Raw genomic sequence first — 12,956 nt, forward strand, 5'->3', positions numbered from 1 at the left:
GCCTTGTCTGACCTTCGCTCGCCGACTTTTCAGACAAAGCCTAAGGCCAGCGCCAGACCACGAAAAAGGCCGCCGAGCAATCGCTCGGCGGCCTTTTTTCATGCGCCTGTCGGCCTCAGTGCAGCTTCATCTTCGGCCGCAGGAAGCGGTTCAGTCCATCCACCACCACCGTCATGCCGGTCTTGATCGCGCCATGAATGGCGAACTGGTGCATGCGGTAGAGGGAGGCGTAGAACATCTTCGCCAGGCGCCCCTCGATAAACAGGCTGCGCGCCGAGGCGCCACGCATCAGGCTGCCCACCGCATCGAAATGCGCCAGGGAGATCAGCGAGCCGCGGTCGCGGAAGGTGAACTCCTTGAGCGGCTTGCCGGCCAGGGCCGCGCGCAGGTTGCGGTAGAGCACGCCGGCCTGCTGGTGGGCGGCCTGGGCCCGGGGCGGGACGCGCTTGCCGTCCGGCTGCGGGCAACTGGCGCAGTCGCCGAAGGCGAAGATGCGCTCGTCATCCAGGCTCTGCAGGGTAGGATGCACCTTGACCTGGTGGTTGCGCTCGGTGGAAAGCCCCAGCTCGGAGAGGAAGGGCGGTGCCTTGATGCCGGCGGCCCAGACGCTGAGGTCGGTCTCGATCTTCTCGCCCTCGGCGGTGATAAAGCCCATCTCGGTGACCTGGGTGACCCGGGTATCGGTATGGATATGCACGCCGAGCTTCTCCAGCTCCTGGTGCACCGCCTTGCCGATCCGCGAGGGCAGGGCGGGCAGCACGCCGGGGGCGGCCTCCACCAGATGGACCTGCACCTGGCTCGACTCGATGGAGGTAAAGCCGTAACTCTTGAGCATCTTGGAGGCGTCATAGAGCTCCGCGGCCAGCTCTACCCCGGTGGCCCCGGCGCCGATGATGCCCACCGTCAGCTTGGTGTGGGTACGCCGCTCCGGGGCGCTGTAGCGCAGGAAGGTATTGAGCATGTCGTGGCGGAAGGCCTCGGCCTGCTGGGGGCAGTCGAGGAAGTGGCAGTGCTCGGTGACGCCGGGAGTCCCGAAGTCGTTGGAGACGCTGCCCAGTGCCAGCACCAGGTAGTCGTAGTCGAGATGCCGCGCCGGCAGCACCACGCTGCCATCCTCGTCGAGAATCGGCGCCAGGGTCAGGCGACGCGCCTGGCGATCGATATCGCTCAGGGTGCCGCGCTGGAACTGGTAGCCATTCCCCTTGGAGTGCCCCTGGTAGGAGACCTCGTCGAGACCGGAATCGAGGGCGCCGGTGGCCACCTCATGCAGTAGGGGTTTCCAGATATGGGTAGGGTTGCGATCGACGAGCACGATCTCGGCGCGCTGGCGCTTGCCGAGTTTGCGACCGAGCCGGGTAACCAGCTCCAGTCCGCCCGCGCCTCCGCCGACCACCACGATGCGTGGTAGCGTCATAGAGACTCCTGACAAAGTGTGAAAGGGAAAGGTTTGAAAAAGTTGCCCGGGGTCAGGACACAGGCCTCGATACGGCGGTCGGGCGTCACGGCAGGGGTGTCGTCGGCGTCCGGCCGAGTAGGGGGGAGATGCCCTGGAGTCGGCAACGGCTGGCCCTAGCATAGCGTTACGACGTTCGTCTGCCTATGGGCGACGGCCAAAAAGTGGAAGATTTTTCCGTAATATTACATGCATAATCGGCATGACCGATTCGTCCCCTCTCAGTGACTCACCAAGGAGCCCCCATGCACCCCAGCCTGGAAGGCATCACCCTGATCTGTTTCGACCTGGACGGCACCCTGGTGGACTCGGTCCCCGACCTGGCCGCGGCGGTGGACCTCGCCCTCGCCGACCTGGCCCTGCCCGTCGCCGGCGAGGCCCGGGTGCGCGACTGGGTGGGCAACGGTTCCCGGGTGCTGGTGGAGCGGGCCCTGACATCGGCCCTGGGCCAGCCCCCCGAGGCCGAGCGCCTGGAGGCGGCCCATGCCCGCTTCCTGCACCACTATGGCCAGGCGCCGAATGCCCGCACCCGCCTCTACCCCGGGGTGCGCGAGGCCCTGGAGGGGCTCGCCGCGCGCGGCCTGACCCTGACGCTGGTCACCAACAAGCCGGCGGCCTTTATCGCGCCGATCCTCGGGGGCCTGGGTATCGAGGGCTGCTTCGCCCGTTGCCTGGGCGGCGACTCCCTGGCCGAGAAGAAGCCCCACCCGGCGCCGCTGCTGGCGATGAGCGATCACTTCGAGGTACCGCCGTCGCGCTGCCTGATGGTGGGCGACTCCCGCCACGATATCGCCGCCGGCAAGGCCGCCGGTTTCCGCACCCTGGCGGTGCCCTACGGCTACAATCATGGCGAGCCGGTGGCGGCCAGCGGCCCGGATGGCCTGGTTGAATCGCTGGCGGAACTCGTTTAGTGTTCCTCCGTTAGGCGCTATAAAAAATGCCGATTTGATAAGAAGTTGCTATAACTTTCTCGCACGGACACCGCACCAATGCCCCGTCATTTCCCCCCGAGCCGCCAGCGCCTCGCCACCCTGATGCGTGAGGTCAAGCGCTGGCGATGGTGATGCTCTCCGGTCGCCCCGGCGGCCACCGCTAGCCATTTTCCGAGACACCACCAAAGGATCTGACGGGCATGATGACTCCCGACCGCTTTCAGGAGCTGGCGCAGGCCGGCTACAACCGCATTCCCGTGACCCGGGAGGTGCTGGCCGACCTCGATACGCCGCTCTCCACCTACCTCAAGTTGGCCCAGGCGCCCTGGACCTTCCTGCTCGAATCGGTACAGGGCGGCGAGAAGTGGGGGCGCTACTCGATCATCGGCCTGCCGTGCCGCGAGCGCCTCGAGGTGCGCGGCTTCAGCGTGCGCCACCTGGATGGCGAGGAGGTGATCGAGGAGGCCGAGGTCGAGGACCCGCTGGCCTGGATCGAGGCCTTCCAGTCCCGCTACAAGGTGCCGCAACTCGACGACCAGCCGCGCTTCGACGGCGGCCTGGTGGGTTACTTCGGCTACGACACCATTCGCTACGTGGAGCCGCGCCTGCGCAGCGCCGCCGCCAAGGCCGACCCCTTGGGCGTGCCGGATATCCTGCTGATGGTCTGCGAGGAGCTGGTGGTCTTCGACAACCTCTCCGGCCGCCTGACCCTGTGGACCCATGCCGACCCCGCCGAGGCGGAGGCCTTCGAGCGGGCCCGGGAGCGCCTCGAGCGCCTGGAGATCCGGCTGCGCAGCGCCACCGTCAATACCCAGAGCCCCGGCACCGGGGCGCCGGCGGTGGAGGAGGGCGACTTCACCTCCGGCTTCACCGAGGGCGGCTTCAAGGCCGCGGTGGAGACCATCAAGGAGTATGTGCTGGCCGGCGACGTCATGCAGTGCGTGCCCTCCCAGCGCATGTCGATCGGCTACCAGGCGCCGCCGCTCGACCTCTACCGCGCCCTGCGCAGCCTCAACCCCTCGCCCTATATGTTCTTCCTCGACCTGGGCGACCACCAGGTGGTGGGCTCCTCCCCGGAGATCCTCACCCGATTGGAGGATGGCGAGGTCACGGTGCGACCCATCGCCGGCACCCGGGTGCGCGGCAAGAGCGAGGCCGAGGACCAGGCCCTGGAGAAGGACCTGCTGGCCGACCCCAAGGAGGTCGCCGAGCACCTGATGCTGATCGACCTGGGGCGCAACGACGTGGGCCGTATCAGCCGCACCGGCACGGTCAAGGTCACCGACCAGATGGTGGTGGAGCGCTACTCCCACGTGATGCATATCGTCTCCAACGTCACCGGCCAGTTGAAGCCGGGACTCTCCGCCATGGACGTGCTGCGCGCCACCTTCCCGGCGGGTACCCTCTCCGGGGCGCCGAAGATCCGTGCCATGGAGATCATCGACGAGCTGGAGCCGGTCAAGCGCGGCGTCTACTCCGGCGCCGTGGGCTACCTCTCCTGGCACGGCAACATGGACACCGCCATCGCCATCCGCACCGCGGTGATCAAGGACGGCCAGCTGCATGTGCAGGCCGGCGCCGGCGTGGTGGCCGACTCGGTGCCCGAGCTGGAGTGGCAGGAGACCCTCAACAAGGGCCGTGCCCTGTTCCGCGCCGTGGCCATGGCCGAGCGCGGCCTCGATAACCTGGAATAGGCCCCGGCGGGCGGGGAAAGGCCCCGCCCCGAGGCCGGGCCTCGTGATCAAGGAGCGTGCATGGACGACGCGGCCCCGCGCCATCCCGACCCCATCCTGAGCGGCCCCCACTGGCCGGTCTTCTGGCGCTATGCCCTGCCCTCGGTGGCGGGGCTCCTGGCGCTGACCACCGCCAATATCGTCGACGGCATCTTTATCGGCAATTTCGCCGGGGCCGATGCCCTGGCGGCCCTCAACCTGCTGATACCCTACTTCGCCGTGCTCTTCGGCCTGGCCCTGGCCCTGGCCATCGGCGGCACGGTGCGCGCCGGCAAGGCCCTGGGAGAGGGTGATCCGGCGGCGGCTTCGGCGACCTTCAGCAAGTGCCTGATCGCCACCCTGGGGCTGGCCCTGGCGGCGGCGTTGCTCTGCCTGCGCTTCCACGAGCCGCTCTATCGGCTGCTCGGCGCCGCCCCCGAGCTCTACCCGCTGATGTCCGAGTACTTCCTGATCATGCTCTGGGTGCTGGTGGTGCAGCTGGTGACCCTGGTGCTCTACTACTTCGTGCGGGTGGACGGCTTCCCGGGGCTGGCCACCGCGGCCCTGGTCGCCGGGGCCGGCGCCAATATCCTGCTCGATGCCCTGCTGGTGGGCTACCTGGGGCAGGGGCTGGGCGGCGCGGCCCTGGCCACCGGCCTGGCCCAGGCCCTGCAGCTCGCCGTGCTGCTGGGCTACTTCGCCCGCCGCGGACGGCGGCTGCGTTTCTCGCCGCGCCAGCGCCACTGGGGCGAGGTGCTCAAGGCCGGCGCCAACGGCGTCTCGGAGTGGATCAACGAGGCCTCGGTGGGGCTGGTGATGCTGCTGATCAACTGGCTGCTGATGAACAGCCAGGGGGTCACCGGGGTGGCCGCCTTCACCGTGGTCAACTACCTGATCTTCCTCAGCCTGATGGTCTTCTACGGCATCTCCGATGCCATGCATGTGCTGGTCAGCCATAACCTGGGCGCCGGCAATGCCCGGCGCATCCGCACCTTCATGGGCTGCGGAGCCGGCGTGATCCTGAGCCTCGGCCTGGTGCTGGTGGCGGCGGTCTGGTGGCAGGGCGGGGCCCTGGTACGGCTCTTCCTGGATGGCGCCGACCTGGCCACCGCACGGCTCGCCGACCAGTTCCTGGCGATCCTCTGGCCGCTGTTCCTGATCAATGGCCTCAACGTGCTGCTGTCGGTCTACCTGACCGCCATGCACCGGCCGCTGCCCTCCGCCGTGGTGGCCCTCTCCCGCAGCCTGGTGCTGCCGGCGGCCCTGCTGGTCTTGATTGCCACCCTGCGCCCGGAGTGGCCGCTGCTACTGGCCCTGCCCCTGGCGGAGTGGCTGACCTTCGGCCTGGCCTTGAGCCTCTTCCTGCGCTTCCGGCCCCGGCGGCTGCTGCCCGGCGAGCCCGCCGGAGTGTAAAAGTTGTAAATCTGGTACATTTGCGTATGCTTCTCATTTAGTGTTGTCCCCAGACTCTCGTCATGGGGCAACACTATGGGACCGTCCGCACGGGCTATCGCCGAACAGGCCAGTTTCCAGGCCTTCCTGCACTGTTATCTCCGAGAGGTGGATGGCGGCCGCTGGGTCGATGGCGCCGCCGAGGGGCCGCCGCAGGCGCTGCGGCTGACCACCCGCGAGGCCGAGTTGGCGGTGGAGGTGAGTTACCGCTCCCTGGCCGGGCGGCATCGGCTGGGCCAGGCCTGGGCGTGCCGGCCGGGGCAGGGCTGGGCGCGACTGACCCCCGTCGCGGCCATCGACCTGCTGGTCACCGAGCTCTATGCGCGGGTCGGCGGCATGCTGCCGGAGCTGCGCCGCAGCCGGGAGCTGGAACTGCGCTACCGACTCCTCGATAGCCAGCGGGTCATGGCCCGCTACGTGGCGGCGCGGCGCCAGGACCCGCGGCTGGTCTCAGAGCGTTTCATCGATGCCGAGCAGTCGCTGCTGTTCGGCCATGTGGCCCATCCCACCCCCAAGAGTCGCCAGGGCCTGGCGGACTGGCAGCACGAGCGCTACGCGCCGGAACTGGCCGGGCGCTTTCCGCTGCACCTCTTCTCGGTGCACCGCGACCTCGTCGTCCAGGGCAGTCACGGCGTCGCCCCCGCCACCGAGCTGGTGGCCGAGCTGCTGGGCGAGGCCCTGCCGCCACTGGCCGAAGCGCATCTGCCGGTGCCGGCCCATCCCCTCCAGGCCCAGTGGCTGCTGGCCCAGCCTGCGGTGCAGGCGGCCATGGCGCGTGGCGAGATCCGCTCCCTGGGCGAGCGGGGTCCCCACTTCACCGCCACCTCCTCGGTGCGCACCCTCTATAACGAGGCGTCGCCGTGGATGCTCAAGTTCTCGATTCCGGTGCGGGTGACCAACTCCCTGCGGGTCAACAAGGCCCACGAGCTGGAGGCCGGCCTGGTGATGGCGCAACTGATCCGCGCCACCGGCTTCGCCGACGCCGAGCCGCGCTTTCGCTTCCTGCAGGACCCCGCCTACCTCAGCGTGCGGCTGCCGGGGCTGCGCGAGAGCGGCTTCGAGACGATCCTGCGCGAGAACCCCTTTACCCGGGGCCGCGATGGCGGCGCGATCGCCGTGGCGGCCTTGACCCAGGAGCCCCTGGAGGGGCGGCCCTCGCGGCTGCAGGCCCTGATCGAGGGCCTGGCCCTCAACGAGGGGCGCGGCCTGGCCGCGGTGAGCCGCGACTGGTTCCGCCACTACCTGAGCTGTGCCATCGCCCCGGCCTTGCGCCTCTACGATGCCCACGGCATCGCCCTGGAGGCCCACCAGCAGAACGGCCTGCTCGACCTCAGTGCGGGCTATCCCACCGCCTTCTACTACCGCGACAACCAGGGCTACTACCTCTCGGCGAGCCGCCGCGAGGCGCTGACGTCGCTGTGCCCGGCGCTGGCCCGCACGCCGGAGCTCTTCTATGCCGATGACATGATCCGCGACCGCTTCTGCTACTACCTGGTGGCCAACCAGCTGTTCGCGGTGATCGCCCGCCTCGGCCAGGACGGCCTGCTGGCCGAGGAGGAGGCGCTGGCGCTGCTGCGCGAGGCCCTGGTGCGCTGGCGGACGCGGCTCGACGGCCCGGCGCGGCCGCTGGTGAGCCGGCTGCTGGAGGAGGCGCGGCTGCCCTACAAGGGCAACCTGCTGACCCGGGTGCAGGACGTGGACGAGCTGGAGGCGGACCTGGAGATGGCGGTCTATACCCGTATCGCCAACCCCCTGCGGGCGACCCGGCAGATCCTCGCCGCGGAGGCTCGCCATGCGGTCGCCTGAGGCGCTGCGCTGGCGGGTGATCCGCCAGTTGCTGGAAGCGCTGCTCTTCGAGGGGGTACTGACCTATCGACTGGAGCCCCCGGCGCGAGGCGGCTGGGGGTGGCTGAGTTTCTCCCTGGGGCAGGTGGAAGGGCGTTGTCGGGGCCGGGTGCGTGGCTTCGGCCGGGTCCAGCTGGCGATCAAGAGCCTCGGCCTGAGCCGCCAGGGGCGGGCGGTGGCGGTGAGTCTCGAGGGCCTGGTCGGCCAGCTGCCGGCGAGCCTGGAATGCCGCTGCGTGCTGCTCGCCGAGCTGGAGGCGACCCTGCGCCATGCCGCCGCCTGCCCGGTCGTGGCGGAGCGCCGCGACCTGGCCGCCGAGGCCCTGGATAGCGCCCTCCACGAGGGCCACCCCTATCACCCCTGTTTCAAGGCACGGCTCGGCTTCGATGCCGAGGATCAGGCGCGCTTCGGCCCCGAGTCGGGGCACGCCTTCGCCCTGCATTGGCTCACCGTGCCCCGCGATCACTGCCTGAGCCAATTGCCCGAGGCGGAGGCGGCCTTCTGGGATCGCGAACTGGGCGTCGAGACGAGCCGGGCGCTGTGGGCCGCCCTGGCAGCGAGCGGCGGCGATTCGCGCCGCCACGCCGTCCTGCCGGTGCATCCCTGGCAGTGGCGCCAGCTGCGCGAGGGCGCCCTGGGGCCGGCCCTGGCCCGGGGCGAGGTGCGCGCCCTGGGCACGCTGGGCGATGCCTATCGCCCCAGCCAGTCGCTGCGCTCGCTGTTCAACGCCAGTCGCCCGGGGCAGGCCTGCGTCAAGCTGCCCCTGGGCATCGGCAACACCTCCGCCCGGCGCCACCTGGAGCCCCACTCGGTGCCCTCGGCACCGGCGATCTCCCGCTGGCTGCGCGACACCCTCGACGGCGACCCACGCTTCGCCACGGACTACCCCCTGCGCCTGCTGGAGGAGTACGCCGGGGTGCTCTACACCGGCCACCCCGAGCGCCCCGCGGAGCAGGCCGCCCTGGCCGGCGAGCTGGGGGCGATCTGGCGCGACGCCATCGCGCAGCGGCTGGCGGGCGGGGAGCGGGCGGTGCCCGCCAATGCGCTCTTCGCCGTGGAGGCGGACGGTCGACCCTTTATCGCCCCCTGGATCGAGCGTCACGGCCTCGAGGCCTGGCTGGCGGCGCTGATCCGCGCCCTGGTGTTGCCGGTCTGGCACCTGCTGGCGGCCCACGGCATCGCCGTGGAGGCGCATGCCCAGAACGCCCTGCTGGTGGTCCGCGATGGCTGGCCGGTGGCGCTGCTGCTGCGCGACTTCCACGACAGCGTGGAGTACGTCGAGGCCTTCCTGCCCGAGGGGGCCGAGGGGCCCCGTCTCGGTGAGCGCCAGGCGGACTACGACGCGGCCCCCGATGATCGCTACTACCGCATGGGGGCGGTGGAGGCGCTGCGCGAGCTGGTGATGGACACCCTCTTCGTCTACCACCTCAGCGAGCTGGCCCTGGCCCTGGAGACCCATTACGGCCTCCCCGAGGCGCGCTTCTGGCAAGCGGTGAGCGACTGCCTCGCCGCCTATGCCCGGCGCCATCCCGAGCTGGCGGCGCGCCTGGCCCACCTGGGCCACCGTCGCCCGTGGATCGCCGCCGAGGCCCTGATCACCCGCAAGCTCCGTGGCCCCGAGGCCCCGGAGTGCCATCACCGCATCGCCAACCCCCTGGCGGATGCCGATCTTCCCCATTAGCCCACCGATCATCGAGGTTAACGTGACACTCTCCGATCCCCTCTACGTGGTGGATGCCACCCCCTATGGTCGCGACGACGTCGAGCGCGCCGTCGCTGCCCTGAGTCACTACCCGGCCATCGCCGAGCCCCGGGGCCGGCGCCTGGCCGTCTGCCTCAAGGACAGCGGCCAGTGGTTGGCCCTGTGCCTGCACCTCAAGGCGAAGGGCGGCAGCGTGCTGCCCATTCACCCGGCCACGCCGCTGGAGGCGGCCCGGACCCTGGCCCGGGAGACCGGCTGCCAACACCTGCTGCACGGCGAGGGCGAGCTGGAGGCGCTGGACGACGTGGCACGGCGCCGCGAGCCGGCCCCGGGCGGCGAGCTGATCCAGCTCAGCTCCGGCACCACCGGACGCCCCAAGCCGATCGCCCGCGGCTGGGTCGCCATCGACCGGGAGCTGGAGAGCTATGTCGCCGGCTTCCCCGAGGCCGAGGGGCTGACCCCCATCGTCGCCTGCCCGGTCACCCACTCTTACGGGCTGATCTGTGGGGTCCTGGCCGGGCTGTCTCGCGGGGTGGTGCCGCGTGTCGTCACCAACCTCAACCCGCGCGCCATCCTCGCCACCCTGCGCGACCACCCCCGGCACCTGCTCTATGCCGCCCCCACCCTGGTCAGCCTGCTGGTGCGCATGCTGCCCCCGGAGCAGCGCCTGCACACCCTGATGCTCTCCGGGGCGGCGCTGCCGGGGCCGCTGCTCGAGACCCTGAGCGCCCGGGTCGAGCGGGTCTGCCAGCAGTACGGCTGCTCCGAGGCGGGCTGCATCGCCATCGCCGCCCGGGCCGAGACGCCGGGGCTGATGGGGCGCCCCCTGGCCCATCTGGAGGTCAGTGCGGGCTTCTCCGCCGAGACGCCGGCGGAGATCCGCGTCGGCGTGCCGGGGGAGGGCACGATCGCCACCCGCGACCTGGGCTACCTCGATGCCCAGGGCCGGCTGCACTTCCTGGCACGCCTCGATGACACCATCAATGTGGCGGGCATCAACGTCTACCCCGGCGACGTGGAGGATGCCTTCCTGCGCCATCCGCGGATCACCGAGGCGGTGGCCTTCAAGCGTCCGGACGCCTATGCCGGCGAGCGGGTCTGCCTGCACTTCGTGGCCGACGAGCCGCTGGACGGCGAGGCCCTGCGGCGCTGGTGCCGCGAGCGGCTCGCCCCCCATCAGGTGCCCATGCTGCTGGAGCAGGTGGCGGAGATCGCCAAGCTGCCGAATGGCAAGATCAGCCGGCGCCGGCTGGCCGAGGAGGTGGTGGCATGAATAGCGACATGACCCTCGCGTCCGCTAGTGGCGAGGCGCGGCTGCGGGCGGCCATCGCCGACACCCTGGCGCGCCATCTGCCCCAGGCCGACCTGTCGCGCTTCGCGCCCGAGGCGCGCCTCAACGAGGACCTGGCCCTGGATTCCATCATGCTGCTGCAGCTGCTGGTGCACCTGGAACTGGAGCACGGCCTGGCGATTCCCGAGGAGGCGGTGATCGGCGAGGAGCTGCGCCGGGTCGACGACCTGGTGGCCCGGCTCGACCAGTGGCAGCGGGAGGCGGGCTTATGATCAAGGTGCACTGTTTCGTCAGCTGCGTCTGCGAGCTGATCAAGCGCACCCCGGGGGTGGATCACCGCCCCTTCTATTTCGGGGTCTGGGATGCCGACTTCTCGGTGGATGCCGACCAGGTGCTCTCCTACCATTCGCCGCACACCCGCCACGAGGGCTTCCGGGACTGGTACCGGCTGCTCTACGGCATCCGTATCGACGAGTGGTATGACCACGACCGGGACAAGGAGGCCAATGTCGCACGCCTGGTGGAGCTGGTGGAGACCCGCCCGGCGGACCGCCAGGTGATGGTGATGCTCGACATGTACCGGCTGCCGGAGCGCGACAACAAGTTCCACCAGAATCCCTTTCCCCACTACGTGATGCTGGAGGCCACCGCCGACCCCGAGACCTGGTTCATGTGCGACCCGGACTTCCGCTGGGAGGGCGAGCTGCCCAAGGCGCGCATCCTCGAGGCGGTGCGCTCGCCGGCCGCCGCCGGGGGCTTCCACTTCGACGGCCTGGAGGTGCGCCATACCCCCCGGGAGACGGTGGCGGCCTATTTCCGCCAGTGCATGAAGCGTCACGAGAACCCCTTTACCGACGCCTTGCGCGGCATCTTCCGCGCCCATGTCGGTCCCCAGGCGAGCCAGCCGCTGGCCCATCTGACCCTGGCCTTCCGCGAGATCCCGGTGATGGCGATCCGCAAGTACGCCTACGAGCACGCCTTCGCCTGGCTGCTGGAGGAGCAGGGCCGCCAGGCGGAGGGCGATGACGCCTTCGAGGCCTGGTGCGAGGAGATCGAGGCGCTGGTCAAGACCTATACCCGCATCCAGTACCGCGCCATGAAGCTGGTGATGAGCGGTGAGACGGCGCTGGCCGCCGGCGTCGAGGCGCTGCTGGACGAGCAGGATGCCCGGGAATTTCGCATCAAGGCCGAGCTGCAGCGGCTCTTCGATGCCTGGTGGCAGGCCAGTGACCAGACCAGTGACCCTGCCGCGTCCCGACCCACCCCCGCCGAGGAGCTCCCGTTATGATCCGGCTGCATCTGTGCACCATCTCGTTTCGTCACCACCTGGTCTCCCTGCCGGAGCTCGGCGCCTGGGCGGCCGATACCGGCTTCGACGGCATCGAGCTGTGGGGTGTGCACGCCCGGCACCTGAGCGAGTCACCCCAGGACGAGGCCGCGGCGCTGCGCCGCCATGGACTCGTGGTGCCCATGCTCAGCGACTACCTGCCCCTGGAGGGCGACGAGGGCGAGGCCCTGGCGCATACCCGGCGGTTGTGCCGGCTGGCCCGCCACTGGGGGGCCGGCAAGCTGCGCACCTTCGCCGGCCATCGCCCCAGCGCCGCGCTGGATCGGGGCGAGCGGCGCGACCTGGCGCGTCGCCTGCGCCGACTCACCGAGTGCGTGGCCGCCGAGGGGCAGACCCTGGTGGTGGAGACCCACCCCAATACCCTGGCGGATCATCCCGAGGTGACTCGCGAGCTGCTCGAGGCCGTGGATCACCCCGACCTGGGGGTGAACTTCGATGTGCTGCACGTCTGGGAGGCGGGGGTCGAGCCGCTGGCGGTGCTGCGCGAGCTGGCGCCCTGGGTACGCCACTTTCACCTCAAGAACATCGACCGCCAGGAGCGGCTGTCGGTCTTCGCCCCGGCCAACGTCTATTCGCCGGCGGGGAGCCGGGACGGCATGGTGCCGGTGCTGGAAGGGGCCTGCGACTATGGCCCGGTGCTCGACTGGCTGGCGCAGTGTCGTGAGCCGATGGACGTCTCCCTGGAGTGGTTCGGTCCCGACTGTTATCGGGTCCTCGCCGAGGACCTGGCACACCTGCGGGGGCGGCTCGATCTCCCCCGGGCGACCCCCCTGCGATCCGCCCTGGCCTAGGCCGGCGGTAAGCCATACCCAAACGCCCCCCAGGCCATGCCTGGGGGGCGTTTTTCGTGGCGTGTGGCTGTTTTTCGTGGCTCGCGCGTCGGCTTAGGTCGTCGCCTGCCACTCGACCGCTTCGACCGTGTCGCCGGCGAAGCGTACCAGGTGCGAGGCCACCACCTCGCCGAGCTCCGTCAGCTCCTCCGCCGAGGCCGCGTCGCAGCGCAGGCGCAGGGCATCCGGCTCGGCGTCGAGCCGGCACTCGCCGATGGAGAAGCGCAGGTGGCCCTGGTGGGCATCCCACTCGGCGTCGATCTTGTGGCGAAAGTGCTTGCACAGCCGCTGGATCAGTCGGCCGGCCTCGGGGGTAGGCACCTGGGCGTTCATGCTTGGCATCTCGGGATCTCCTTGCGAAAAACGGCGGGCCCGGCACATGGCCGGGCCC

11 protein-coding genes are annotated in these 12,956 nt (G+C 70.1%); 9 read left to right on the forward strand and 2 right to left on the reverse strand.

The features are described from left to right. Window positions 1-115: 115 nt before the first annotated feature. Window positions 116-1,414 (reverse strand): NAD(P)/FAD-dependent oxidoreductase, encoded by a 1,299-nt coding sequence (locus tag HPA02_RS16860; RefSeq protein WP_146804368.1) that lies wholly within the window; start codon window positions 1,412-1,414, stop codon window positions 116-118. A 284-nt stretch (window positions 1,415-1,698) separates the two neighbouring features. On the opposite strand from HPA02_RS16860, the gene HPA02_RS16865 reads away from it, so the two are divergent. The 9 genes from HPA02_RS16865 (at window position 1,699) to HPA02_RS16905 (ending at window position 12,526) form a co-directional block, all read left to right on the forward strand. Then, a complete protein-coding gene (locus HPA02_RS16865) occupies window positions 1,699-2,364 on the forward strand; it encodes a phosphoglycolate phosphatase (RefSeq protein WP_146804369.1) in 666 nt (221 codons plus the stop codon). Window positions 2,365-2,588: 224 nt separating this feature from the next. Next, window positions 2,589-4,079 carry an anthranilate synthase component I gene (trpE, locus tag HPA02_RS16870; RefSeq protein WP_146804377.1) on the forward strand — a complete coding sequence of 497 codons (1,491 nt, stop codon included), beginning with the start codon at window positions 2,589-2,591 and terminating at the stop codon, window positions 4,077-4,079. 60 nt (window positions 4,080-4,139) lie between these two features. Further along, window positions 4,140-5,510: an MATE family efflux transporter gene (locus HPA02_RS16875; RefSeq protein ID WP_146804370.1), complete on the forward strand. Its 1,371-nt coding sequence runs from the start codon at window positions 4,140-4,142 to the stop codon at window positions 5,508-5,510. 75 nt (window positions 5,511-5,585) lie between these two features. Next, window positions 5,586-7,355, forward strand: coding sequence for an IucA/IucC family protein (locus HPA02_RS16880; protein WP_146804371.1), 1,770 nt, complete (start codon window positions 5,586-5,588; stop codon window positions 7,353-7,355). Beyond that, entirely contained in the window at window positions 7,342-9,075 is a 1,734-nt protein-coding gene (locus HPA02_RS16885; RefSeq protein WP_146804372.1) for an IucA/IucC family protein, read from the forward strand. The genes HPA02_RS16880 and HPA02_RS16885 overlap by 14 nt, the downstream gene beginning before the upstream one ends. Window positions 9,076-9,097: 22 nt before the next feature. Then, window positions 9,098-10,369 (forward strand): AMP-binding protein, encoded by a 1,272-nt coding sequence (locus HPA02_RS16890; RefSeq protein WP_222594011.1) that lies wholly within the window; start codon window positions 9,098-9,100, stop codon window positions 10,367-10,369. Beyond that, window positions 10,366-10,659, forward strand: a complete 294-nt coding sequence (locus tag HPA02_RS16895; protein ID WP_222594012.1) for a phosphopantetheine-binding protein — start codon at window positions 10,366-10,368, stop codon at window positions 10,657-10,659. Before HPA02_RS16890 ends, HPA02_RS16895 begins: the two co-directional genes overlap by 4 nt. Next, on the forward strand, window positions 10,656-11,675 hold the full coding sequence (locus HPA02_RS16900) for a DUF6005 family protein (protein WP_146804374.1): 1,020 nt from the start codon (window positions 10,656-10,658) through the stop codon (window positions 11,673-11,675). Before HPA02_RS16895 ends, HPA02_RS16900 begins: the two co-directional genes overlap by 4 nt. Beyond that, window positions 11,672-12,526: a sugar phosphate isomerase/epimerase family protein gene (locus HPA02_RS16905; protein WP_146804375.1), complete on the forward strand. Its 855-nt coding sequence runs from the start codon at window positions 11,672-11,674 to the stop codon at window positions 12,524-12,526. The genes HPA02_RS16900 and HPA02_RS16905 overlap by 4 nt, the downstream gene beginning before the upstream one ends. A 93-nt stretch (window positions 12,527-12,619) precedes the next feature. Here HPA02_RS16905 and HPA02_RS16910 read toward each other — a convergent pair whose 3' ends face one another. Beyond that, window positions 12,620-12,907, reverse strand: coding sequence for a DUF2218 domain-containing protein (locus HPA02_RS16910; RefSeq protein ID WP_146804376.1), 288 nt, complete (start codon window positions 12,905-12,907; stop codon window positions 12,620-12,622). Window positions 12,908-12,956 lie beyond the last annotated feature (49 nt).

This window comes from Bisbaumannia pacifica, assembly GCF_007989625.1.
GTDB classification, from domain to species: domain Bacteria; phylum Pseudomonadota; class Gammaproteobacteria; order Pseudomonadales; family Halomonadaceae; genus Bisbaumannia; species Bisbaumannia pacifica.

What these genes read in the sequence shown, in the direction of transcription:
- HPA02_RS16905 (WP_146804375.1), top strand. Translation starts at nt 11,672, where the DNA reads ATGATCCGGCTGCATCTGTGCACCATCTCGTTTCGTCACCACCTGGTC.
- trpE (WP_146804377.1), top strand. Translation starts at nt 2,589, where the DNA reads ATGACTCCCGACCGCTTTCAGGAGCTGGCGCAGGCCGGCTACAACCGC.
- HPA02_RS16900 (WP_146804374.1), top strand. Translation starts at nt 10,656, where the DNA reads ATGATCAAGGTGCACTGTTTCGTCAGCTGCGTCTGCGAGCTGATCAAG.
- HPA02_RS16880 (WP_146804371.1), top strand. Translation starts at nt 5,586, where the DNA reads ATGGGACCGTCCGCACGGGCTATCGCCGAACAGGCCAGTTTCCAGGCC.
- HPA02_RS16865 (WP_146804369.1), top strand. Translation starts at nt 1,699, where the DNA reads ATGCACCCCAGCCTGGAAGGCATCACCCTGATCTGTTTCGACCTGGAC.
- HPA02_RS16895 (WP_222594012.1), top strand. Translation starts at nt 10,366, where the DNA reads ATGAATAGCGACATGACCCTCGCGTCCGCTAGTGGCGAGGCGCGGCTG.
- HPA02_RS16875 (WP_146804370.1), top strand. Translation starts at nt 4,140, where the DNA reads ATGGACGACGCGGCCCCGCGCCATCCCGACCCCATCCTGAGCGGCCCC.
- HPA02_RS16860 (WP_146804368.1), bottom strand. Translation starts at nt 1,414, where the DNA reads ATGACGCTACCACGCATCGTGGTGGTCGGCGGAGGCGCGGGCGGACTG.
- HPA02_RS16910 (WP_146804376.1), bottom strand. Translation starts at nt 12,907, where the DNA reads ATGCCAAGCATGAACGCCCAGGTGCCTACCCCCGAGGCCGGCCGACTG.
- HPA02_RS16885 (WP_146804372.1), top strand. Translation starts at nt 7,342, where the DNA reads ATGCGGTCGCCTGAGGCGCTGCGCTGGCGGGTGATCCGCCAGTTGCTG.